Source organism: Alcanivorax sp. DP30 (assembly GCF_009882945.1).
In the GTDB taxonomy this organism is placed as follows: Bacteria; Pseudomonadota; Gammaproteobacteria; order Pseudomonadales; family Alcanivoracaceae; genus Alcanivorax.
In genome coordinates this window covers 529401-551415 of the sequence record NZ_WTUY01000002.1, presented here as the reverse complement: position 1 = coordinate 551415, position 22015 = coordinate 529401, and the positions used below count along the sequence as shown (strand labels likewise).

Below are 22015 nucleotides of genomic sequence, written 5' to 3'. Positions count from 1 at the left end.
CCTAACGTTCAGGAGAAGACCGATGACATTTCAGGCTCTACAGACACGAGAAGTTGACGGCGGCTACCAGACAGATCTGATTGATCGTGAGTTGTCCGAACTGGGCAGTAATGGTGTTCTGGTGCGAGTCCAGTGGTCTTCTCTGAACTACAAGGATGCGTTGTCTGCCACGGGTAACAAGGGTGTGACCCGGAATTTCCCTCATACACCGGGTATTGATGCTGTGGGGGTGGTGGAAGAGGCTGGGGACGGCCCTTTCTCAAAAGGTGACGCGGTGATCTGTACCGGTTATGACCTGGGGATGAATACCGATGGCGGCCTGGCACAATTCATTCGTGTGCCTGAAGAATGGTTGGTGCCGTTACCGGAGGGCTTGGCTGCGCGTGATGCCATGCTGCTGGGTACGGCTGGACTCACTGCTGCGTTGTGTGTCGAATCCTTGCTGGACACCGGGGTCAACCCTGACCAGGGACCGGTGCTGGTCACGGGGGCCACTGGTGGTGTGGGTAGCGTCAGCGTTGCGATTCTGGCCAAGCTGGGCTTTGACGTGGTTGCGGTTTCCGGCAAGCCGGATGCGGTTGAATGGCTGAAGGAGCTCGGTGCTTCCGACGTGATCAGTCGTGAAGCCTTCCTGGAGAATGCCTGCAAGCCCATGCTCAAGGAGCAGTGGTCTGGCGCTGTGGATTGCGTCGGCGGTGACGCGCTCACCACTGCCCTGAAAAGCGTGAAATACGGTGGCAGCGTGGCTTGTTGCGGTCTGGCTGGCTCTCCGGAACTCAACATGACGGTATTCCCGTTCATTCTTCGTGGCGTCAATCTGCTCGGCGTGGACAGTGTGGAGTTGCCCGTGGAGATCAAGCAGCAGATGTGGCAGCTACTGGCTGATGAATGGATTCCCGGTGGCATGAGCAAGCTCGAAGCGGCTGAGATCGGCCTGGAAGAAGTGAATGAATGGGTCAGCAAAATTCTCAAAGGCGGCGTCCGGGGCCGCGTAGTAGTCCGACTACCCTGATTGTTTTTTTGCCCTTGTGCGGCCTTCTGGCCGCGCATTTCCGGCAGGTTTCCCCGCGTTGTAGAGAGGCCGATACAGCTTGGTGCAAATGCCGGGAAAACCGGATCAACGTTCTGGTGGATTCGACGTCCTGGCATCCCCTAAAGATCAATCCTCCTTACCCGTGCTTAAGCCTTTCATGTCAATAATGCCTTTCGGTTGTTCATTGCTCCTTTGCAGTGGATTCCAGCACCCTGAATGCTCCATTATTCAGGTGAAGAATCTTGCCGTTTCTCTGGGATGCTGAATGGATAACAACAGTTGGTTAAAGATTGGCTGCTACCTTGATGGCGAGGGAGGCGGCACCACATTTGGGCCCGAGGAGCGCCTCAAGTCGGATCAGTGCTACTGGGCGCATCTTGATTATACGCATCCACAGACAGTGTCCTGGATGGAAGCCAATGGTGTGCCGGGCCGGGTAATTGAAGCGCTCACTGCGGCTGAAACCCGACCACGGGCCATTGAGGTGGCTGGTGGGCTTCTGGTTTACCTGCGCGGCGTCAACCTGCAACCAGGCGCTCGACCTGAAGACATGATTGCCTTGCGCCTGTGGTTAGGCCCCCATGGCGTCATCAGTACCCAGAAGCGCACCCTCGTATCTGTGCAGACGGTAGAGGCAGCCCTGAAAGCAGGGGAGGGCGCCATGTCGGCCACCCAGTTGGTGGCTGCACTGGTGGATGAGCTGACCTGGCTGATGGAAGACGTGATCGAGAATCTGGAGACAGAGGTAGAAACCTGTGCAGAACAACTGGATGCCTCTCCCACGGCTTCACTGACCTCGCAATTGGGGTTGTTGAGACGCAGAGCCATCACCCTGCGGCGCTATCTGACTCCCCAGCGCGAAGCGTTGGTGAAGTTGCAGAGCGACCGGCTATTTTCGGATAGCGATGTGATTCAGATCCGTGAGGCAACGGACCGGCTGTTGCGCCTGGTGGAGGATCTGGATGCGGCTCGTGAGCACGCCACGTTACTCCAGGAAGAAGTGTTTGCCGTTCAGAATGAAGCCATCAATGATCGTATGTACCTTTTGGCGATTATCTCGGCCCTGTTTCTGCCGCTGGGCTTCCTGACAGGCCTGTTCGGGATCAATGTAGGCGGGTTGCCGGGCCTGGAGAATGATCGTGCGTTCTGGTGGTTCTGCGGCGGGATGAGCGTGATTGCCTTGGGCGTAGTGATCTGGATGCGAAAACGCCGCTGGTTGTGACAGCGGCGTTTTCGGTGGGGCGCTAGCGCAATCAGGCGCGACGGTAAATCGGTCGCGGGTCGGCTACGTCGCCCTGGTAGGTCACGGTGAAGTCGCGCAGTCCGGCGACGGCTTCTTCAATGCTGCGGTCTGCGCGGACTTCGAAGGCGTTGAACCCGCAGCGCTGCAGATAGAACAGCTGATCACGCAGCACATCGCCGGTGGCACGAATTTCTCCCTTGAAGTTGTAACGGGTACGCAGCTCGCGCGCGTAGGAATAGCCGCGGCCATCCTTGAACGCCGGAAAGTGGATGGCGATCAGGGAAAACTGCTCCAGATCCTCTTCCAGATCACGGGGCTCTTCACCCGGAGCCAGCCATACGGCTACATCGCCACGGGCCAGCAAGGCATCACGGTTGGCCTGCCAGTAGGCGAGGGGAACCATTACCTTGCCGTCAGGCAGGCCGTTTTCCAGAGAGTCACTTTCCAGACGCTGCCACTGGTTGTCCACGATGGCACCATCAATGATTACCTTACCCATAGATGCGCTCCTTGAACGTGTCCATTCCAATGCGTTCGTAAGTATCGATGAAAGGTTCGTTCTCGTGGCGTTTTTCCACGTAGAGGTTGATGATCTTCTCGATCACGTCAGTGACTTCGTCGGCCTCGAATGAGGGGCCAAGCTTCTCACCGACACGCGTGAACTTGTCGCCGCGTCCACCCAGTGTGATCTGATAGAACTCCTTGCCTTTCTTGTCGACCCCGAGAATGCCGATATGGCCAATGTGATGGTGACCACAGGCGTTCATGCAACCGGAAATATTCAGATCCAGCGTCCCCAGATCATGCAGGTAATCCAGATCTGAGAAGCGATGCTGGATAGATTCCGCGATGGGAATGGATTTGGCATTGGCCAGGGCACAGAGGTCACCACCGGGGCAGCAGACCATGTCAGTGAGGAGGCCCAGGTTGGGGGTCGCAAAACCCAGAGTATCCAGTTGTTGCCACAGGACAAACAGATCGCTGGCTGCCACATCCGCCAGCACCATGTTCTGCTGGTGGCTGTTGCGAATTTCGCCAAAGCTGTACTGGTCTGCCAGATCGGCCACAGCATCCAGCTGCTCGTGGGTAATGTCACCAGGAACCCGGGAGGTTTTCTTCAGGGTCAGGGTGACAGCGCGGTAACCCGGCTTTTTGTGAGCGTGGGTATTGGTGTGATACCAGCGGCTGAATGCCTTGTTATCAGCCAGACGGGCTTCCAGATCACTGCTATCTATCTCGGAGCGATAATCCTGCGCCGTGAAGCACTTCTGGATCCGTTCTACCTCTTGCTCGGTGAGGGTCATGGGACCGTCTTTGAGCTCGGCAAATTCCTGCTCAACCAGTTCGCGATACTTGTCTGCGCCCAGCGCCTTCACCAGGATCTTGATGCGGGCCTTGTACTTGTTGTCACGATTACCGTACTTGTTGTACACCCGCAGGATGGCTTCCAGATAGGAAAGCAGGTGCTGCCATGGCACGAATTCGCCAATCACAGCGCCGGTCATCGGGGTGCGGCCCAGGCCGCCGCCGGCCCAGACTTCAAAGCCGATTTCGCCGGCATCGTTGTGGACGATCTGCACACCAATATCGTGAACACCAATAATGGCAGGGTCTTCATCCGGGACCGCGTTCACAGCGATCTTGAACTTGCGCGGCAAATAGGCAAATTCGGGATTGAAGGTGGACCACTGACGAATGATTTCGCACCAGGGACGTGGGTCTTCAATCTCTTTCGGATTCACACCAGCCAGTTCATCGGTGGTGGTGTTACGGATACAGTTGCCACTGGTCTGAATAGCGTGCATCTGCACGTCAGCCAGTTCGGCAAGAATGTCCGGCACATCTTCCAGCGCAGGCCAGTTGAGCTGGATGTTCTGGCGGGTGCTCACATGACAGAAACCCTTGTCATAGGCACGGGTGATATGCGCCAGGCGACGCAGCTGAGTGCTGGACAGCAAGCCATAAGGAACGGCAATGCGCATCATCGGCGCATAGCGTTGAACATAGAGACCATTCTGCAGGCGCAGGGCGAGAAACTCGTCTTCGCTCAGTTCACCGGCCAGGTAGCGACGGGTCTGGTCACGAAACTGTGCCACCCGCTCTTCCAGCAATTGCTGATCATGTTCCTGATAAACGTACATGGGACCGTATACCGTCCTTAAATGCTTGAAAATTCAATAGGTAAGGAGTGCCCACTACAGGCAGAGCGGCACTCTAGCAAAGCGCCCTTATAGTTAAAAGAAATATCTTGGCATATCTCTATAACGTGGGACGCTTAAAATAGACGGGAAATTACTTGGCTGCAGCATCGAGAACCATATTGACGGTGATGATCATGCCGATCACCAGCGCAATCACCAGCACCACGTAAACCCCAATGTAGCTGCCTGCATCACCTTTGGTGAAGTCCCGCTCCCGATTCTTGCCGCTCTGTACGCCCAGCAGGGCTGCCAGGATGCTCTGAATAGTCTGTATCAGGGTGGGTTTGTCCTGCTTGTCGCTGTCGTTACGTTCGGTCATTGCTGTCCCGCTGTTAACTGCCAACTGGCCTGTCTGTGAGAGCCGTATTCTACGCCTCCATAATCTGGACTTACAGCCTGACCGCCAATCTGGCAGAGGAGATCATTTGCAACTGCCGAGTACCTGACTAAAATAGTCAGGATAGTCCCGCAGGCGTTTGGCGCGTCTGGCGGTCATATACCCGGATCAGGAAGCGTAATGGCAGAGCTGTTGATCGATATTACTGAACCCGCTCAGGACTACCTGCGTGATTTGCTCAGCAAGCAGGACCAGGACGGCATCGGTGTACGTATTTTCGTCGAGCGTCCGGGCACCCCGCATGCAGAGTGTTGCATGGCCTACTGCCCGGATGGTGAGCAGGAAGCGGATGATGTCCGTCTTGACTACGAAGGCTTTCACGCCTGGATTGAGGGCAAAAGCGTTCGTTACCTGGAAGACGCGGTGATCGACTACAAGAAAGACAGCATGGGTGGCCAGCTGACTTTCCGTGCCCCCAAGTCGCGGGTGCCGGATATCAGCGAAGATGCCTCTGTTGAAGAGAAGATCAACTATGTCCTGTACGCCGAGATCAACCCGAACCTGGCCAGCCATGGTGGCAGTGTTCAGTTGCTGGAACTGACCGAGGACATGGTGGCGGTTCTGGAATTCGGTGGTGGCTGCCAGGGTTGCTCAGTGGTGGATGTGACTCTGCGCGACGGTGTTGAGAAAACCCTGAAGGAGCGTATCCCTGAACTCAGCGGTGTACGGGACAAGACAGATCATACCGTTACGGATAATGCCTACTACAGTTAGGTGCAGCTGCGAGCTACGAGCGTCGAGCTACTAGTAAAACCTAAAACGCAGCCTTGGCTGCGTTTTTTGTTTGCGGGTTTTACTCGTCGCTAGAAGCAGGTAGCTGCTCTTTAGCCGCAGCTTGGATTGCGGCCCGCTGCCCTGGCCTTGTTATACAGTGGCATGACTTCGGGCAGTTTGGACTGCAGGCCGTTGATACGGGTTTCATTGGAAGGGTGCGTGGACATGAACTCGGGGGGCTCGTTGCCGTTTGAGGCGGCCATGTTGACCCACAAATTGATGCTTTCACGGGGGTCAAAGCCGGCTTTGGCCATCAGTTGCAGACCTATGATGTCGGCCTCCGCTTCGTGCTTGCGGCTGAAGGGCAGGGCAACACCGTATTGAGCGCCCATGCCTAGGGCCGCAAAGATGCCCTGTTTGACGGCTGTATCCTGACCGGCAATGGCCCCCAGCAGGCCAAGACCATTCTGTGTGGCATACTCCAGCGACATGCGCTCGTTGGAATGGTGTGCCTGGACATGGCCAATTTCATGGCCAATGACCGTGGCAAGCTGTGATTGGTTCCTGGCCACCTTGAGCAGACCGGTGTTGACACCGATCTTGCCGCCGGGCAAGGCAAAGGCGTTGGCGGCATTGTCCTCGAACAGATTCACTTCCCAGGCTTGCTTGTCCGTCAGGGTAGAGGTAATGGCATTGGCCACACAGCGAACATAGGCGGTTTGGCCCTGATCGCCACTTACCGGGGTGTCCTGCTTGATCTGTGCATAGGCGGTGGCGCCCATTTCGCTCATCTGGTCTTCCGGCATCAGCAGAAACTGATTGCGGCCCAATGGCGAGGTGGCACAGGCTGCCAGGGTGCCAGCCATTACCGTGATCAGAATTTTTCCATGTAATTTCATTTAGTTACTCCCATTCCCTCAGGAAACGCCGGGAAACAAACATCAGCCAGCTAGCCCAGCCAGCACTACCCATAAACACCATCAGCCCGAGTACGGAAACCCCCCAGGGGGCAGGTGCAACCTTGCCGGCCAACAGGATACTGCCACCGATGAAGCCTGCAAGTACTAACAGTGCCTGAACCTGTCGATACTGGCCACGCTCCAGCCGGGTGACCAGTCGCTCCAGGTGACGGGGGTCAATTCCACTCTCCTGTGCTGCACCATGGCCCGGCACCGGTGGTGGAGCGTACACCTTGTCGACCACATCCAGAGCCTTGAGGCTCAGGCTCTTCGCCAGTCTTGCCGGCGAATAGCGGGTGCGGATCATGCGCTTGAGCAGTGGTTCCGCCTCCGTCATCAGGTCGAAGTCCGGGTTCAGCAGTCGCCCGAAGCCTTCCAGGGTAATAATGGCCTTGATCAGCAAGGCGATATCACTGGGCAGCACCAGATTATGGTTGCGCACCATGGCGGTGACATCGGCCAGTAGTGCAGTGATATCCAGCTGCGCAAGGGACACGCCGTGGTACTGGCTGATGACATCCTCCACATCTGACACCAGCTGATCGAATTTGATCGGTTGTCCGTCAGACCAGTTTGCCAGTACGGCTGCGCATTGTTCGGCCTCTCTTAACACCACGGATCGGGTCAGTTGCAGAATCTGTTCGCGGCGACTATGACTGAGCTTGCCGACCATGCCGAAATCCAGCATGGCGATCCGATTGCCCTGCAGGATGATGAAATTACCGGGGTGGGGGTCTGCATGGAAAAAACCGTCTTCCAGTACCATCTTCCAGGCAGCCAGGGCTCCCCGGCGTGCCACCAGCTTGCGATCAAGCCCCGCTTCTTCAAGCTGCTTCACGGCCCGGGCAGGAATGCCCTGAACCAGATCCTGTACCTGTACGGTGGCGGAAGACAGATCCCAATGAACCCGCGGAATGGTCAGCCACTTCAGTGAGCGCATGTTCTTGCGAATGCGATCAGCGTTGCGGGCTTCAATGGTGAAATCCAGCTCCCGTAACAGGGAGCGGCGAAACTCCCGCACCAGCTCCACCGGGCGATAGCGGCGCAGTTCTACGGAATTATCGGAGGCCAGCTTGGCCAGCTGGTCGAGCAGGCGCAGGTCCGATTCAATCTTTTCGCGAATGCCGGGTTTCTGCACTTTAAGCACCACCTTCTGGCCGCGCCGAGTCAGTGCACTGTGTACCTGGCCAATGGAGGCCACGCCTATGGGCTCGGGGTCAATGCGCGCGAACAGGGTGTCGATGGGCTTGCCGAGAGCACTCTCGATTTGTGGGCTGAGATCATGGAAAGGAATTGGCGATGCCTGATCCTGTAGTTTTTCGAATTCGCTGATCCAGTCCATGGGGAACAGATCAACCCGGGTAGCGAGTACCTGGCCCAGCTTCACATAGGTTGGCCCCATCTCTTCCATGGCGTGACGGAGCCTTTCTGCCGTACCCATTCGCAGCATGTCGCCCTTGACCGGACTGCGAACAAGTTTTCCCGCCTGCTCAATGGGGGTGGCCAGCCCGAGACGACGAATGACATCAGCAAAGCCGTATCGAAACAATATTGTGGCCAGCTCGTTCATGCGCAGCAGATCTTTGCCGGTATGCATCAGATTCACAAACGTTTCCCTGTCATAAAAAAGTGATTCCCTGAAGACTGTGACATTCTCTGGCAAAATGCCAGAGCGACAATAAACAGGAATGATGAAGAATATGTCCAAGCCATATTTACGTGACGACCTGCTGGAAGTCCGCGAGAGTAAACTCCATGGAAGAGGGCTGTTTGCCGCGAAGTCTATTACCAAAGGGACCGAGCTGGGATTGTGCAGGGCTAGAGCCACCAAGGGTGAAGGGGCCCATGTTCTGTGGATTGATGATCACGGGAACGAGAAATACCAGGTGCTTTGTGATCTCAAATACATCAATCATGGCAAGCAACCCAATGTGGCTTACTACGATGATCTGACCGTTGTGGCGCTGAAGAAGATCAAGGCGGGGGAAGAACTGCTGCATGATTATGGTGATGAGTGGGAATGAAAAGCAGTTGATAGTTAACAGCGAATAGTTAATAGCTAAAATCAAAAACAGCTACATGGCTGCTGCAGGAACGTAGCGCAGTGGAGTAACGCACGGAGTGCGGCCCCGAAGGGGTGAGCGAAGCGAATAACTTGCCTGCAAGCGATCCAAGCCAGGGCGAGGTAGGGATTCCAGAGACGCGAGTAGCGAGTTTTGAGTCCCGAAAACCTTAAATTTCAAGAATGTTTCAGAACGGGCAGGGGGACGTGAATTCGCTCCATAACCCGGTGATGGGGTGATTAAAGGCCAGCCATTCGGCGTGCAGGAGAAGTCTTGGGCTGAGTGCCTCGATTTCAGGCGGGGCGTACATGTCGCAGCCGATGATGGGATGGCCCAGTTCGCGGCAGTGGATACGCAGCTGATGGCTGCGACCCGTCACCGGGCTCAGCGCAACCCGAGTGCGATTGCGATCCCTGTCACGCTCAAGTACCCGATAGTGGGTCAGGGCAGGTTTGCCGGTGTCATGACAGACCTTTTGCAGTGGGCGATTGGGCCAGTCAGCAATCAATGGCAGTTCGATGCTGCCTTGATCTTCTTCAACCAGACCATGAACCACTGCTTGATAGCGTTTCTTGACGGTACGTTGCTGAAAAAGGCGGCTGAGTTGACTCTGGCCGGCGCGGCTGAGGGCAAACACCATAATGCCGGAGGTATCCAGATCCAGCCGGTGCACCAGTCGAATATCTTCAAACTGCTGTTTGAGCCGGGTGATGGCGCAGTCCTTGTTCTCCGGTGCCCGGCCGGGAACGCTGAGCAGAAAGGCGGGTTTGTTGATCAGCAGGATATCGGCATCCTGATACACAATGCCCACCCGCTCGTGGCAGGGGGGCACGATGTAGTAAGGGGCTGGGGCCGCTGGGGACTCAGCCCCAGAGGATGTGGAAGACATCGCTGTACTGCCCGGCAAAGTGAATGGTCAGCCCTTCTTTCAGATAGCCAGGCAGTTCATCGAAGTCCCGCTGGCAGGCTTCTGGCAGGATCAGTTCGCGAATGCCAACGCGGCGGGCGGCAATCACTTTTTCACGTATCCCGCCCACGGCCAGCACCTGGCCGGTCAGTGTCAGTTCGCCAGTCATGGCAACCTTGCGCGGTAGCCGCTTTTTCATCAGCAGCGACAGAAGGGCAGAGGCCATGGTGATGCCTGCACTGGGCCCGTCCTTGGGGGTGGCGCCTTCCGGGACATGCAGATGGATGAAAGCTTCGTCGAGAATGTCCTGCGGAAGGCCAAAATCCTGCAAATGGCTGGCCACATAGCTGTAGGCGATCTCGGCGGATTCCTTCATGACATCGCCCAGCTGCCCGGTCAATTTGAAACCTCGCTGGCGGCTGTGAACCAGACTGGCTTCGACAGAGAGGGTGGCTCCGCCCATGCTGGTCCAGGCCAGGCCGGTAACGACACCAATACCACGCTGGGTCTTTTCCGTCTGGAAATAGGGCTGGCCCAGGAAATCCGTCAGGTTCTTGCCACTGATGCTGAGTTTTTTCTCGCCGCCCATGAGACGGACAGCCGCTTTGCGAATGATCTTGTTGAGCTGCTTCTCAAGGTTGCGCACACCGGCTTCACGGGCATAGCCCTCGGTAATCTGGCGCAGGGCGCTATCGCTGATCTTGAGCTGGGCGGGCTTGACGCCGGCCCGTTCAAGGGCCCGTGGCCAGAGATGCTTGCGGGCGATTTCCACTTTTTCTTCGGTGATGTAGCCAGACAGACGAATGACTTCCATGCGGTCCAGTAGCGGCCCGGGAATACTGTCCAGGGTATTGGCAGTACATACGAACAGGGCATGGCTGAGATCCAGAGGTTCATCCAGATAGTGATCCAGAAAATCCTGATTCTGCTCAGGGTCCAGTACCTCAAGCAGGGCAGACGCTGGGTCGCCCTGAAAGGACTGGCCGAGCTTGTCGATCTCATCAAGCATGATCACCGGGTTGGCGGTGCCGGCCTCCTTGAGAGATTGCACCAACTTGCCAGGCATGGCGCCTATGTATGTGCGGCGATGGCCCTTGATCTCTGCCTCATCACGCATGCCGCCAAGACTGAACCGGTAGAACTTCCGCCCCAGCGCTTCAGCGATGGACTTGCCGATACTGGTCTTGCCCACCCCGGGGGGGCCCACCAGCAGGATGATGGAGCCTTTCACTTCGCCACGTAGCGCGCCTACGGCAAGAAATTCCACGATGCGGTCTTTCACATCATCCAGTCCGCTGTGATGTTGTTCGAGCACGTTCTTGGCGTGTTTCAGGTCAAGATTGTCATCACTGTACTGCCCCCAGGGGACACTGGTTAGCCAGTCCAGATAATTGCGGGTGACACCGTACTCCGGTGAGCCGGTTTCAAGGACAGAGAGCTTGTGAAGTTCGTCTTCAAAGCGTTTGAGAACGGGCTCCGGTGGTGCCAGTGCGTTCATCCGTTCCCGGAATTCATCGGCCTCAGCGGTCTTGTCGTCCTTGCTCAAGCCCAGTTCGCGCTGGATGATCTTGAGCTGCTCACGCAAAAAGAACTCGCGCTGATGCTTGCTGACCTTCTCGTTCACCTCTTCGGTGATTTCACTTTGCAGCCGTGCGACTTCCAGCTCTTTCTTTACCAGCGTCAGCACCTTTTCCATGCGTGGGCGCAGTGGGACGGTTTCCAGAATCGCCTGAAGTTCGTCCCCGCTGGCGCTGGTCAGCGCCGCGGCAAAGTCTGTAAGCGGAGAGGGCTCGGTAGGGGAAAAATTCTGCAGGTAGTGGCGCAGTCCCTCGTTGTAGAGCGGATTTAACGGCAGCAATTCCTTGATGGTGTTGATGATGGCCATGCCGTAGGCACGAATGGTCTCATCGGATTCTTTTGCCGGTTCCGGGTAGCTGACTTCAGCCATGAAGGGGCGTTTACGGTTCAGCCAACCTTCAATACGAAAACGCGCAGCTCCCTGGGCGACCAGTTGAAAGTGGTCGTTCTCTTCGTTCAGGGCATGTACTTTTACCTGGCACCCATATTCAGGGAAATCTTCCGCTGTGACGGAGTCAGGATCCTTGTCGCCGACATACACCAGGCCCAATGACTGGTGCGGGGTCTGGCTGACGCGCTCCAGGGTTTGTGTCCAGGTTTCCTTGTCGAGCATGACCGGCTGTACCAGGCCGGGCATAAAGGGGCGATAGCGCACCGGGATAAGGTAAATGCGCTGGGGTTTAAGCTGGTCCGGCAGGGCCAGGTTGCCCTGCGGGATTTGTTCGGCATTCTGGGTGTCGTCTGTCATGGTGTCACTTCCCGTTCAACTGGGGACAACATGGTGGCACTGTCGAAAAATTCAATTGTTGATGATGAGAAGATCTGCGCACAGTGACTTTGGTGTTTTTGTCCTGCGCTCGACGACACGGGAGTCCAGGCCCGCGTCCTCGCACAGGTTGGCCAAATCGTAGAAGGGGCTTCTGCCAGGGTCGGCAATAATGATCTCTTTTACTCCTGCGCGCAGAGCCCGGCGAATCAGCTTGAAGAGCACCGGGGTAAGCTCGTCCCAGAAGCAGATGTCGGCCCCCGCCATGATGTTCACATCGGCGAGCATTTTTTGACTGATTTTCTCGAAGCGCATGACTTTCTGATCAATGTTTACCTTGTTGATCCGGGCATGCAGGTCCAGATAGGGGAAAACATCCTCATCCGCATCCACCGCGGTCACCGGGCAGCCAAAGCGCCTGGCGGCGAAGATGGAGAGGGGCCCCCAGCCGCAGCCGATATCAAGAAGATGCTGATCAGCGGTGACCTTCTGGCGGGTGAGGTGATCCATGATCAGGAAGCTGGAGTTCCACACTTTGTTGCCATGAATGGAGGGGGTGTGGTTTGCACGCTTGAGCCGGCGGATTTCCTTATGGCCGGAGCGCAGCAGGGTGATGCCACGGGTGCGAATGGTGTGGGGCTCTCCTGCCCGTATAACTAACCCTGAAGCTGACATAATCGCTCACTGCCGTAAAAGCCTGAAACAGTACGGTCAAGGCCGGTGCGATTCAAGTCCGGAAAGCGAATTGCAACTTGTGCATAATATTGAACCGTATGACGACAGGGGCTGGGTGATAAATAATGATTAAAGAAGGTGTCGTCGGACTGTCGGGAATTGCTGCCGGACGCACGCGTTATTTGAGGGCGATGGCAGCCCTGAGCCAGCTGGTGGCGGTATACGCAGCCGGGGGGCTTGGCGACAAGAGTGAAAGCCACCGCCGGGGCGCCGAGATCCTGACTCGCCTTTGTCGTCGCAATGGAGGTTTCTGGGTCAAGGCGGCCCAGTTTTTCAGCTGCCGTCCTGATGTGTTGCCCCGCGAGTATATCGAAGCCTTTCAGCAACTACAGAATGATGCCCACCCGGTACCGTTTTCTGCAGTGGAAAAGGTGTTCTCTCGTTCCTGGGGCAAGGATTGGCGTGACCAGTTTCTGTGGGTCCAGGAAGTCCCTGTGGCGGTTGCATCCATCGCCCAGGTGCACCGTGCCAGGCTCAAGGATGGCCAGGACGTGGCGATCAAGGTGCGGCTGCCCAAGGTAAAGAAACTGTTTGAACAGGATGCCAAGGTATTCCGCGCGGTAGCGGCAGTAGTCGCACCACGCTTTCGCGAGTTCGATTTACGCCAGGCAATTGAGCAATTGCTGTCCATGACCGCCATCGAGCTGGATTTCAGAAATGAAGCGGCCAACATGCTGCGTTTTTCACGACAGCCCCATCACCCCCGGATTCGTATCCCGGAGCTGATCAAGCCACTTTGCAATGAGCGCATTTTGGTCACCAGCTGGGAAGGCGAGACCCGCTTGCGTGACTATCTGGATGATCATCGTGACAAGGCCGCTGATTTGCTGGGCGTACTGCTGACCAGCTACCTCCAGCAAGTGACCCGTTTTGGTATTTACCAGGCAGATCCCCACCCGGGTAATTTTCTGGTGAATGATGCTGGCCAGGTGGTGATTCTCGACTTCGGTGCTATTGGGATCCTCACACCGGATGAGGTGCGGCGATACTCACGGTTGCTCTACGGGCTGATGGGTTTTGAAGGGCAGGTCGATATCGGTGAGTTGTTTGTCCAGGCCGGTTTCAAGGGTGGTTCCCCTGAAACCCTGGAGGCGCTGGCTTTGTTCGTTCTCACTGATCAAATGCGCAAGCAGGGGCCTGTGGCGGCCATGGGGGAGCTCATGGAGCGTTTCCGCGAAGAGCGCATCAGTATTCCGGATTCCTATATCGGCATTTCCCGGGTATTGATCACCCTGGGTGGCTTTCTGATGAGCTACGAGGTGCCATTTGACTGGACGCCACCGGAGCAGCGCAAAGTCGCTGCTGCGGAGGCCTCCGTTGAGGGTTAGTGGCGGGCTTCCTGCCAAAAGGTCCTGAACAAATCCGCGGTTTTTTCCGGCGCTTCGGTCATGGGTAGATGGCCGATGTCATCAAGAATGGCTGCTCGGGCATTGGGAAGTTCTGCAAGAAATGCCTCCACGTTGTCCACCCCCAGCAGGCGGTCCTTGCGCCCCCAAACCACCAGTGCCGGGGTGTTCACGTCGGCCAATTTGCCGGTACCTTCCAGGTTCATGCCGGGGTCCGCATCGAGTTGTTCAAAGATAGCCTGTGCTACCGTGGCATTCCGGGCCTTTTCCTGACCCATGATGTCGATGAAGAATTCCGGCATATAAGGTGGATCCTCCATGGCCCACTGCAGCGTTGTGTTGAAATCGTCCGGGCTGCGCGGGATAAGCGGGTTGGAATCACTATTGGCCAGCAGCTCGCGGAACTCCTTTGTCTGACGGGTGAGGCCGGCTGAATCGATCAGGCCCATGGAGATGATTCTTTCGGGGGCTTGTCGTGTCAGGGACAGCGATATGGCGCCGCCCATGGAGTTGCCGGCCACATGAAACTTGTCGATGCCCAGTTGATCCATCAGGGTCAGCAGCCGGCGGGACTGCGCGGCCATGCGGTAATTGAGGGTCGGGTCTCGGGTAGTATTCCCATGGCCGGGCAGGTCCGGCACCACAAAGTAGAATTCGCCTTCCAGCTCGCCGGCAAAACGGAGCCAGTTACTGGCGTCAGCACCAAAGCCATGAATCAGTAGCACCACCGGTTTGTCGATCTCCCCTTCGGAGGTCAACAGGTTCCAGCGGATGTCGTCCGGCGTGTCCAGCTGTGTGCCGATCAGACCAGCTCGGGACTTTTCCAGATTCAGTCCCATGTCATACGCGCGCTGGGCCGCATTGTCGCAGCCAGCCAGCAGGGCAAGGAAGATTGTTGTCAGCAAGAGAAGAAAAGGGCGATACGGGAGTGCCATGTGCAGTACTCGATCCATAAGTGTGTGCAGCATTCTAGAGCGCTAGTTGATGCCGGGTAGTTGGCTTGTCGGACGATTGCCCGCAGGCAACACTACCTTGATTTGGACTTCAGGTTCCACACCCCTGCCGCAACAATCAGCAAGGTGCCCAATACCGTGGTGATCACCAGGGTTTCCCCCCAGAACAGCCAACCCAGCAGCGCTGCCCAGACAACCGCTGAGTAGTTATAGACGCCTACCTGACCAGGGCTTGCCATCTGATAGGCATTGGTCAGGGCAAACTGGCCACCCGTAGCAACCAGACCGATACCCATCAGCCACAGATAGTCGCTGCCTTCGGGGAAGGTATGCACCCACAACAACGGAATGGCAGAGAACAGGGTAGCGAAGAGAGCAAAGTAAAAAACCACCCGTTGTGCCGGTTCGGTAACGGCCATGCGCCGTATACTCACCTTGGCGACACTCATGATGGCTGCGCCCGCCAGCGCCACCCACATTACCGGGTCGATCTGCCCGCTGTCCGCGCGCATGATGATGGCCACACCCACGAAGCCCACCAGTATTGCAATCCAGCTACGGGTAGTGATGCGTTCCTTGACCCAAAGCCAGCCCACCACCGGTAGAAAAAAAGGCACTGTCATCTTCACCAGCACGGCCTCGGCAAGAGCAATGTGTCCGATGGTGTAGAAAAAACAGAACATGGCCGACACGCCGGTAAAGGCGCGAATCAGGTGAAGATGGAGATTACCGGTTTTCAGCTGTCCGAAGCCTCCCCGGTGCATGATGATGGGGATCAGAAACATCAGCCCGAACAGATTGCGGGCGAAGACGATCACCTCGGTGTCGAGGTGATCGGACAGTGTCTTGATCATGGCGGCCATGACGGCCAACAGACCTTCACCGAGTACCAGTAGCAAGGCACCTTTCAGGGGTTGGTCATTCACGCGTCAGGCGTCACTGGGCACGGGTGTGCCCCACAGATCGTGTTCGTCGGCATGCTCGATGGTGACCTGAAGGCGCTGCCCCGGCTTGAGACTGGTTTCCCCATTGAGGTACACGAGCCCATCAATCTCTGGAGCATCGGCCTTGGAACGGGCAATGGCGCCTTCCTCGTCCACTTCATCCACCAGCACTTCCAGGGTCTTGCCGATTTTTTTCTGTAGTTTGTCGGCGCTGATGCGCGCTTGAACATTCATGAAGCGCTCGCGGCGCTCTTCGGCAATGTCCGGGTCTACCGGGTCGGGCAGGGCGTTGGCTGGTGCACCTTCCACCGGGGAATAGGTGAAGCAGCCCACCCGGTCCAGCTGAGCCTCCTCCAGCCAGTCGAGCAGGATCTCAAAATCAGCATCCGTTTCCCCGGGGAAGCCGGTGATGAACGTGCTGCGCAGGGTAATATCCGGACAGATCTCCCGCCAGCGACGGATACGCTCCAGAGTGTTTTCCGCGTGGGCGGGGCGCTTCATGTTTTTCAGTACAGCCGGGCTGGCATGCTGAAACGGGATATCCAGATAGGGGAGAATATGGCCTTCGGCCATCATCGGGATAATTTCGTCCACGTGCGGGTAAGGGTAAACGTAATGCAGGCGCACCCAGGCCCCGAGCTGCCCCAGTGCCTGACACATCTCCAGCATGCGGGTTTTCACTGGCATGCCCTGCCAGAAACCGGTCTGGTATTTGCGGTCCACACCATAGGCGCTGGTGTCCTGACTGATCACCAGTAATTCCTGAACCCCGGCTTTCACCAGGCGATCCGCTTCATCCATCACATCGCCAATGGGGCGGGAATCCAGCTTGCCGCGCATGGATGGGATGATGCAGAAACTGCACTTGTGGTTGCAGCCCTCGGATATCTTCAGGTAGGCATAGTGTCGCGGGGTAAGCTTGATGCCCTGGGGGGGCACCAGATCCAGGAACGGATCATGGTTCTGGCTGGGTGGTATCACATCGTGAACGGCGTTGACCACCTGCTCATACTGCTGCGGGCCACTGACAGACAGAACGGAGGGGTGAACCTGGCGGATCACATCCTCTTCCACGCCCATACAGCCTGTTACAATCACCTTGCCATTTTCATTCAGGGCTTCGCCAATGGCATCCAGGGATTCGGCTTTGGCATCATCAATAAAGCCACAGGTGTTCACCACCACCACGTCGGCATCATCATAACTGGGGCTCACCTCGTAGCCTTCGGTGCGAAGCTGGGTGAGAATGCGTTCAGAGTCCACCAGCGCCTTGGGGCAACCCAGGCTGACGAAACCGACTTTACCGGACATAGAACACCTCAAGATTGGCGGCCGTGTGCTGAAGACTACGCGGCTGGCTGATTGACTGTAGTGATGGGGGCGAAATTCTACCGCTGTCCTTGCCGTGAAGCCACCAGAGGGTGGTAGATCAGGAGGTTGAATGCGCTGTTTTATCGGAGTTCACGTCGCAGGCAGGTTGAGTCAAGACTGCCGCATGCTCGCCATGGGATTGCCGGCCGCAACACCCAGGCCGAATCTTCACATGACCCTGGCATTTCTGGGAGAGCGGCCGCAGGGCTTCATCGATAAGTTATGTCCCGCACTGTCCGTTACCGCAGCACAAACGTCTCCTTTTACACTGACTTTTGACCGCTGTGAGCCGTTCCCTGCTGCTCAGGGGCCTTTTCTGGCCTTGACCACGGACGCTCCCCCCCAGCTTCTGGTTCTGCACCAACGGATTTGGGACACGTTGGTAAACTTCGGTGTGATCCGAGAATCCCGGGCTCTCAGGCCGCATATCACCCTTGCCAAACCCGGGCAGAGTATGAGCATCAAAGAGGGACAGTGGCCGCTACCGGTTAATGAAATCTGCCTCTATGCCAGCGAGCCGGGCCAGCAGGGTGGAGCCCCCAGTTACCGGCCATTGTCCAGATTTGCGCTTGCGGATGGTTGAATTTGGCTTCAGGTGCCGCATGCTTGCAAGAGAACGCAATTGCACTGTTAAGGAGTGAAATCATGCAGCTAGTCAGCGACAGTCTGACCGATGGGACGGCGATTGATAAAAAGTATGCGTTTGCCATCATCGACCCGAAAAACCACGTTGCCCTTTCGGATAATCACAATCCCCATCTGGCATGGTCCGGTGCGCCCGAGGGGACGCGCTCCTTTGCCGTGGTGGTCCATGATCCCGACGTGCCAAGCGCCGGGGATGATGTGAATCAGGAAGGGCGGGAAGTGCCGGAGTCCCTGCCACGGGTGGATTTCTATCACTGGACCCTGTTCGATATTCCTGCTGATCAGACCCGTCTGGAGGAGGGCGCACATTGCAACGGCATCACCCCTCGTGGCAAGAACGGTCCGGAGGCCGGTAACGGCCTGAGTCACGGCAAGAATGACTACACCGGCTGGTTTGCTGGCGATGCGGATATGGAAGGGGACTACTTCGGTTACGACGGCCCGTGCCCGCCCTGGAACGACAGCATCATCCACCGTTATGTATTCACAGTGTACGCGCTGGATGTAGACACCCTGCCGGCAGGAAACGACTTCAGTGGCGCAGCCCTGGTAGAGACTATCAAGGCCCATGCTCTGGATTCTGCCAGTATTACCTGCACTTACACCCTGAACCCGCGACTGGCGTAAGGGAGAGCGGCGCGTCTTCCCCTTGTGGGAGCGTGCCTGCACGCGAGTCGCTGCAATAAAAAAGGCCGCTCATTTGAGCGGCCTTTTCAATTGGTCGGAATAGCAGGATTCGAACCTGCGACCCCTACGTCCCGAACGTAGTGCTCTACCAGGCTGAGCTATATTCCGGATCTTGTGCTGGCGCATTCTAGCAGCGAATTTCGAAAATGCCATACCTAAATACTGCCATGAGGGCCGTTTGCGCATTATATGGCCAACCGGCTCGGTGACAGGCAGAATGCGGCACCTACCCAGCCGTCCACCCGGAGCCCGCCAACATGTATGAACTGACCCACCCCTGGGGAACACTCAGCCTGTACCGTTGGCCTCGCCGTCGCAACGAAACCCTGCAGGCCTGGGACAATGCGGATCAATATCTTCTCAACACCCTGGAAGCACGGGCTCAGCAAGGCAAGGAGACTCTGGTGATCAACGACAGCCACGGGGCGCTGTCACTGGCCGCCGGGCAGAGGGGGGCGGTGATTCATAGTGGCGACTCCTGGCTGGCGCAGTACAACATTCAACAGAATGCTGACGAAAACAGTATGGCGCCGATACGTCACTGTTGGCCTGATGAGCCATTGGACGCGGCCCCTGATCAGGTAGTGATGCGAGTGCCCAAGTCGCTGGCATTGCTGGAGTCCCAGCTGGCCTGGCTGGGAAGCCAGCTTCCTGAGGGTACACCGGTATGGCTGAGTGGCATGGACAAGCATCTGCCCAGGCAGCTGGTACCCATGATGCAGCGGTATCTGGGGAACGGTCAGGCGGAGTACGGCTGGAAGAAGGCACGTCTGTTCAGCGCGACGGCTCCTGGCAAGATACTGGTCGAAGCACCTTTTCCCTGCAAGGTGGAGGGCCCCGCTGGGCCGTTGGTTGTGCATGCGGGTGTGTTTTCCCAGCAACAACTGGATATCGGTGCGCGTTTCTTTCTTGAGCATTTGCCGGAATCTCTGCCAGAAAAGGCAACGGTGGCAGACCTTGGTTGTGGCAACGGGGTGATCGGTCTAGGCATCCTGCGGCGTTATCCGCATGTGCAGCTGACTTTTTGCGATGAATCCTGGTTGGCGCTCAAAAGCGCCCGCGAGAATGTTGGTCAATATTGTCCGCACGCGACAGTAACCTTCCACCACGGTGACGGCCTCAGCGGGGTTAACGATCGTTTTGACTGCATCTTGCTCAATCCGCCATTTCATGACGGGCATACTGTCGGCGATCATGTGGCCCGGCGCCTATTTCGTCAGGCCAGCAAGCAGCTTGCGGAAGGCGGAGAGCTGAGAGTCATCGGCAACCGCCATCTCGGTTATCACAAGGTGCTGGGAAGATTGTTCAGCGATGTGCAGGTGGCAGGCAGTAACAAGAAGTTTGTAGTGTTTTCCTGCAGGGCGCCGAAATAGGCTGAGCCACAAGCTACGCCTGGATTGAGAAAACCAGAAAAAACTCCCCAAATCCTCGGCTTTTCCAGGCAGCAGCTGCAGGCAAACTCCTGCAGCGACCCCTCGACATGAAAACATGGACTTGCGAAAAGCGTCGGATTACTTCGGCAGTTCGATCTCGTTGAAAGCACTCACAACGGTGTGTTTGCTTTCGCCCTGGCTGCCTTCACGGTCCAGGCGAATGGTGTGGTAGCCGGCGTCGGCAGCAGCGTCCAGTTCGGCTTCCACGTCTGACAGGAACAACAGCCGTGTGGCAGGCAGGCCAATAGCTTGCTGGATGTTGTGATAGCTCCGGGTTTCCTGCTTGTGGCCAGAGGTAGTATCAAAATATCCGCTGAAGAGGGCTGTCAGATCGCCGTCGTCACTGAAACCGAAGAACAGCTTCTGGGCAGCGATGGAACCGGAGGAATAGACATACAGGTCAAGGCCCTGGGCTTTCCATTGCCGCAGAGCGGCGGCGGTATCCGGGTAAAGATGCGCGGTGTAATCGCCATTCTGGTAGCCGTGTTTCCAGATCATGCCTTGCAGGGTTTTCAGTGGTGTGGCCTTGCGATCTTCGGCAATCCATTGCTGGAACAGGGCACTGGCAGACACGGGATCGTTCAGTTGAAGACCACTTTCCTGTGCCGCCGCCATAACCTGTTCCCGAATCGCAGGCTCATCCCAATGTGCCGCCAGAAAGGCCGGGAATTCACGGGCCGCATAGGGGAACAGGACTTCCTTGACGAAGGAAATGCTGCTGGTGGTGCCTTCGATGTCGGTGACGATGGCCTTGATCATGGTGTTGTCCGTTAAGAGGCGAGAAGCGATGCAGGAGCCTCCCTGCAAGCGAAAGTCTGATCGCCTGCATGCAGGCTCCTACGGAGATAAGGTCAGTCCAGCCGACTGAACTGGCTGGCGATGTCGCTGCCAGTAAAGTTGGCCACCCAGCCCTCGGTATTGTTGAACAGGCGAATGGCCACGAAACGTGGCTGAGAGCCCATGTCGAACCAGTGCGGGGTGTTGGCCGGGACGCTGATCAGATCGCCCTTGGTGCACAGTACCTCGTAGACCCTGTCGTCGATATGCAGGGTGAACAGCCCCTGGCCTTCCACAAAGAAGCGAACCTCGTCTTCACTGTGACGATGCTCGTCCAGGAACTTCTTTCGAAAGGCCTCTTTTTCGGGATGATCCGGCACCATGCTGACCACATCCACGGTCTGGTAGCCTTCGTTTTTCATCAGCCGGTCAATATCGGCCTTGTAGGCTGCGATAACTTCATCCTGGGACGGATTTTCTGACAGCGGGGCGGAGGCTTGCCACTGTTCATAGCGCACACCGGCTGCGGCCAGGGCTTCGGCCATGGCCTGCTTGTCCGTCAGGTGCTGTTCCGGCTCGGCCGGTTTATCTGCCTGGAAGATTTTCAGTTCACTCATATTCTTACACTCCACTCAGGCGCCGACGGTCCAGTTCGATGGCAAGCAGGACTTCCAGCGCTTCAAGTTGTCGATAGCAGGTTGGCAAATCGGACGCCCAGGTGTACAGCCCGTGGCCACGGATCAGATAGCAGTGGCTGGCAGCACCCTGCGCCATGGCGTCATCCACCTCATTGGCAAGGGCCGCGATGTCCTGGGTATTGTTGAATACCGGAATGACCAGCCGACTTTCATGGGTGGTGAAGCCATCCAGTGCCTTCAATAATTCGTAGCCCTCGAGAGTGAGGGAATTGGCCGGCCAGTGCATGGTCAGCACAGTGCTGGCGTGGCTGTGGGTATGCAGTACGGCGCCCACGTCGGGGTAGCGGCGATATAGCTGGGTATGTAGCAAGGTTTCGGCGGAGGGCTTGCCGGCACTGGCGGGCTGCCCCTGCATGTCCACCGCCATAATGTCGGTCTCGCGCAGCAGGCCCTTGTCCTTGCCGGATTGGGTGACCGCAACATGGGTTTCATTCAGCCGTACGGAGTAATTGCTGCTGGTAGCCGGTGACCAGCCATTGCGATAAATCCGCTGGCCGGTTGCTGCCAGAGCCCGGCTGGCTTCGCGGAAATCGGCGGTGGAATAGGGACGTTCGATCATTGCTTT

The 22015-nt window shown here is 57.0% G+C and carries 22 protein-coding genes and 1 tRNA gene; 8 read left to right on the top strand and 15 right to left on the bottom strand.

The window, feature by feature from the left end; translation table 11 throughout:
* The first annotated feature begins 22 nt into the window (after positions 1-22).
* Together GQF00_RS03140 and GQF00_RS03135 are read left to right on the top strand one after the other, a co-directional pair.
* Complete coding sequence (locus GQF00_RS03140) at positions 23-1012, top strand: YhdH/YhfP family quinone oxidoreductase (RefSeq protein WP_161317688.1); 990 nt, start codon at positions 23-25, stop codon at positions 1010-1012.
* A 286-nt stretch (positions 1013-1298) separates the two neighbouring features.
* A complete protein-coding gene (locus GQF00_RS03135; protein WP_161317687.1) occupies positions 1299-2255 on the top strand; it encodes a zinc transporter ZntB in 957 nt (318 codons plus the stop codon).
* A 31-nt stretch (positions 2256-2286) separates the two neighbouring features.
* On the opposite strand, the gene GQF00_RS03130 is transcribed toward GQF00_RS03135, so the two are convergent.
* The 3 genes from GQF00_RS03130 to GQF00_RS03120 form a co-directional block, all read right to left on the bottom strand.
* Positions 2287-2775, bottom strand: coding sequence for a DUF934 domain-containing protein (locus GQF00_RS03130; protein WP_161317686.1), 489 nt, complete (start codon positions 2773-2775; stop codon positions 2287-2289).
* Complete coding sequence (locus tag GQF00_RS03125; RefSeq protein ID WP_161317685.1) at positions 2768-4417, bottom strand: nitrite/sulfite reductase; 1650 nt, start codon at positions 4415-4417, stop codon at positions 2768-2770. Before GQF00_RS03125 ends, GQF00_RS03130 begins: the two co-directional genes overlap by 8 nt.
* Positions 4418-4568: 151 nt before the next feature.
* Positions 4569-4796, bottom strand: a complete 228-nt coding sequence (locus tag GQF00_RS03120) for a DUF2970 domain-containing protein (RefSeq protein ID WP_161317684.1) — start codon at positions 4794-4796, stop codon at positions 4569-4571.
* Positions 4797-4994: 198 nt separating this feature from the next.
* Here GQF00_RS03120 and nfuA point away from each other — a divergent pair, with 198 nt between their 5' ends.
* The gene (gene nfuA, locus GQF00_RS03115) at positions 4995-5588 is read left to right on the top strand and encodes a Fe-S biogenesis protein NfuA (protein ID WP_161317683.1); all 594 of its coding nucleotides are present in this window, start codon (positions 4995-4997) and stop codon (positions 5586-5588) included.
* A gap of 110 nt (positions 5589-5698) precedes the next feature.
* Here nfuA and GQF00_RS03110 read toward each other — a convergent pair whose 3' ends face one another.
* Entirely contained in the window at positions 5699-6487 is a 789-nt protein-coding gene (locus GQF00_RS03110) for a M48 family metallopeptidase (protein WP_161317682.1), read from the bottom strand.
* Positions 6488-6491: 4 nt separating this feature from the next.
* Positions 6492-8144 (bottom strand): AarF/ABC1/UbiB kinase family protein, encoded by a 1653-nt coding sequence (locus tag GQF00_RS03105; RefSeq protein ID WP_237440390.1) that lies wholly within the window; start codon positions 8142-8144, stop codon positions 6492-6494.
* A 103-nt stretch (positions 8145-8247) separates the two neighbouring features.
* On the opposite strand from GQF00_RS03105, the gene GQF00_RS03100 reads away from it, so the two are divergent.
* Positions 8248-8571, top strand: a complete 324-nt coding sequence (locus tag GQF00_RS03100; RefSeq protein ID WP_161317681.1) for an SET domain-containing protein — start codon at positions 8248-8250, stop codon at positions 8569-8571.
* Between the two features lie 226 nt (positions 8572-8797).
* Here the strand turns inward: GQF00_RS03100 and GQF00_RS03095 are convergent, their stop codons facing one another.
* From GQF00_RS03095 to GQF00_RS03085, 3 genes are read right to left on the bottom strand one after another with little or no spacing between them, the layout of a single operon-like run.
* A complete protein-coding gene (locus GQF00_RS03095; protein WP_161317680.1) occupies positions 8798-9499 on the bottom strand; it encodes an RluA family pseudouridine synthase in 702 nt (233 codons plus the stop codon).
* A complete protein-coding gene (gene lon, locus GQF00_RS03090) occupies positions 9474-11843 on the bottom strand; it encodes an endopeptidase La (protein WP_161317679.1) in 2370 nt (789 codons plus the stop codon). The genes GQF00_RS03095 and lon overlap by 26 nt, the downstream gene beginning before the upstream one ends.
* Positions 11844-11894: 51 nt before the next feature.
* Positions 11895-12536, bottom strand: a complete 642-nt coding sequence (locus GQF00_RS03085) for a methyltransferase (protein WP_161317678.1) — start codon at positions 12534-12536, stop codon at positions 11895-11897.
* A gap of 125 nt (positions 12537-12661) precedes the next feature.
* Here GQF00_RS03085 and GQF00_RS03080 point away from each other — a divergent pair, with 125 nt between their 5' ends.
* Positions 12662-13924 (top strand): AarF/ABC1/UbiB kinase family protein, encoded by a 1263-nt coding sequence (locus tag GQF00_RS03080; RefSeq protein ID WP_161317677.1) that lies wholly within the window; start codon positions 12662-12664, stop codon positions 13922-13924.
* Here GQF00_RS03080 and GQF00_RS03075 read toward each other — a convergent pair.
* The 3 genes from GQF00_RS03075 to rimO form a co-directional block, all read right to left on the bottom strand.
* Positions 13921-14895, bottom strand: a complete 975-nt coding sequence (locus tag GQF00_RS03075) for an alpha/beta fold hydrolase (protein ID WP_237440359.1) — start codon at positions 14893-14895, stop codon at positions 13921-13923. The genes GQF00_RS03080 and GQF00_RS03075 overlap by 4 nt on opposite strands.
* A gap of 74 nt (positions 14896-14969) precedes the next feature.
* On the bottom strand, positions 14970-15821 hold the full coding sequence (locus GQF00_RS03070; protein ID WP_161317676.1) for a DMT family transporter: 852 nt from the start codon (positions 15819-15821) through the stop codon (positions 14970-14972).
* Between the two features lie 3 nt (positions 15822-15824).
* Positions 15825-17150, bottom strand: coding sequence for a 30S ribosomal protein S12 methylthiotransferase RimO (rimO, locus tag GQF00_RS03065; protein ID WP_161317675.1), 1326 nt, complete (start codon positions 17148-17150; stop codon positions 15825-15827).
* 130 nt (positions 17151-17280) lie between these two features.
* Here rimO and thpR point away from each other — a divergent pair, with 130 nt between their 5' ends.
* Entirely contained in the window at positions 17281-17793 is a 513-nt protein-coding gene (thpR, locus tag GQF00_RS16800) for an RNA 2',3'-cyclic phosphodiesterase (protein ID WP_161317674.1), read from the top strand.
* 62 nt (positions 17794-17855) lie between these two features.
* Entirely contained in the window at positions 17856-18482 is a 627-nt protein-coding gene (locus GQF00_RS03055; protein WP_161317673.1) for a YbhB/YbcL family Raf kinase inhibitor-like protein, read from the top strand.
* 91 nt (positions 18483-18573) lie between these two features.
* Here GQF00_RS03055 and GQF00_RS03050 read toward each other — a convergent pair.
* Positions 18574-18650 (bottom strand) — tRNA-Pro (locus tag GQF00_RS03050).
* 149 nt (positions 18651-18799) lie between these two features.
* Between GQF00_RS03050 and GQF00_RS03045 the strand changes: the two genes are divergently transcribed.
* Positions 18800-19915: a class I SAM-dependent methyltransferase gene (locus GQF00_RS03045; RefSeq protein WP_161317672.1), complete on the top strand. Its 1116-nt coding sequence runs from the start codon at positions 18800-18802 to the stop codon at positions 19913-19915.
* Positions 19916-20053: 138 nt separating this feature from the next.
* Here GQF00_RS03045 and mtnC read toward each other — a convergent pair whose 3' ends face one another.
* The 3 genes from mtnC to GQF00_RS03030 form a co-directional block, all read right to left on the bottom strand.
* Positions 20054-20734 carry an acireductone synthase gene (gene mtnC / locus GQF00_RS03040; protein ID WP_161317671.1) on the bottom strand — a complete coding sequence of 227 codons (681 nt, stop codon included), beginning with the start codon at positions 20732-20734 and terminating at the stop codon, positions 20054-20056.
* 92 nt (positions 20735-20826) lie between these two features.
* A complete protein-coding gene (locus GQF00_RS03035) occupies positions 20827-21369 on the bottom strand; it encodes an acireductone dioxygenase (protein ID WP_161317670.1) in 543 nt (180 codons plus the stop codon).
* 4 nt (positions 21370-21373) lie between these two features.
* Positions 21374-22009, bottom strand: coding sequence for a methylthioribulose 1-phosphate dehydratase (locus GQF00_RS03030; RefSeq protein WP_161317669.1), 636 nt, complete (start codon positions 22007-22009; stop codon positions 21374-21376).
* Positions 22010-22015: the final 6 nt, after the last annotated feature.

Excerpts from the sequence above, each read along its gene's own strand:
- GQF00_RS03140 (WP_161317688.1), top strand. The coding sequence starts at position 23 with ATGACATTTCAGGCTCTACAGACACGAGAAGTTGACGGCGGCTACCAG.
- GQF00_RS03135 (WP_161317687.1), top strand. The coding sequence starts at position 1,299 with ATGGATAACAACAGTTGGTTAAAGATTGGCTGCTACCTTGATGGCGAG.
- GQF00_RS03130 (WP_161317686.1), bottom strand. The coding sequence starts at position 2,775 with ATGGGTAAGGTAATCATTGATGGTGCCATCGTGGACAACCAGTGGCAG.
- GQF00_RS03125 (WP_161317685.1), bottom strand. The coding sequence starts at position 4,417 with ATGTACGTTTATCAGGAACATGATCAGCAATTGCTGGAAGAGCGGGTG.
- GQF00_RS03120 (WP_161317684.1), bottom strand. The coding sequence starts at position 4,796 with ATGACCGAACGTAACGACAGCGACAAGCAGGACAAACCCACCCTGATA.
- nfuA (WP_161317683.1), top strand. The coding sequence starts at position 4,995 with ATGGCAGAGCTGTTGATCGATATTACTGAACCCGCTCAGGACTACCTG.
- GQF00_RS03110 (WP_161317682.1), bottom strand. The coding sequence starts at position 6,487 with ATGAAATTACATGGAAAAATTCTGATCACGGTAATGGCTGGCACCCTG.
- GQF00_RS03105 (WP_237440390.1), bottom strand. The coding sequence starts at position 8,144 with ATGCATACCGGCAAAGATCTGCTGCGCATGAACGAGCTGGCCACAATA.
- GQF00_RS03100 (WP_161317681.1), top strand. The coding sequence starts at position 8,248 with ATGTCCAAGCCATATTTACGTGACGACCTGCTGGAAGTCCGCGAGAGT.
- GQF00_RS03095 (WP_161317680.1), bottom strand. The coding sequence starts at position 9,499 with ATGTCTTCCACATCCTCTGGGGCTGAGTCCCCAGCGGCCCCAGCCCCT.
- lon (WP_161317679.1), bottom strand. The coding sequence starts at position 11,843 with ATGACAGACGACACCCAGAATGCCGAACAAATCCCGCAGGGCAACCTG.
- GQF00_RS03085 (WP_161317678.1), bottom strand. The coding sequence starts at position 12,536 with ATGTCAGCTTCAGGGTTAGTTATACGGGCAGGAGAGCCCCACACCATT.
- GQF00_RS03080 (WP_161317677.1), top strand. The coding sequence starts at position 12,662 with ATGATTAAAGAAGGTGTCGTCGGACTGTCGGGAATTGCTGCCGGACGC.
- GQF00_RS03075 (WP_237440359.1), bottom strand. The coding sequence starts at position 14,895 with ATGGATCGAGTACTGCACATGGCACTCCCGTATCGCCCTTTTCTTCTC.
- rimO (WP_161317675.1), bottom strand. The coding sequence starts at position 17,150 with ATGTCCGGTAAAGTCGGTTTCGTCAGCCTGGGTTGCCCCAAGGCGCTG.
- thpR (WP_161317674.1), top strand. The coding sequence starts at position 17,281 with ATGCGCTGTTTTATCGGAGTTCACGTCGCAGGCAGGTTGAGTCAAGAC.
- GQF00_RS03055 (WP_161317673.1), top strand. The coding sequence starts at position 17,856 with ATGCAGCTAGTCAGCGACAGTCTGACCGATGGGACGGCGATTGATAAA.
- GQF00_RS03045 (WP_161317672.1), top strand. The coding sequence starts at position 18,800 with ATGTATGAACTGACCCACCCCTGGGGAACACTCAGCCTGTACCGTTGG.
- mtnC (WP_161317671.1), bottom strand. The coding sequence starts at position 20,734 with ATGATCAAGGCCATCGTCACCGACATCGAAGGCACCACCAGCAGCATT.
- GQF00_RS03035 (WP_161317670.1), bottom strand. The coding sequence starts at position 21,369 with ATGAGTGAACTGAAAATCTTCCAGGCAGATAAACCGGCCGAGCCGGAA.
- GQF00_RS03030 (WP_161317669.1), bottom strand. The coding sequence starts at position 22,009 with ATGATCGAACGTCCCTATTCCACCGCCGATTTCCGCGAAGCCAGCCGG.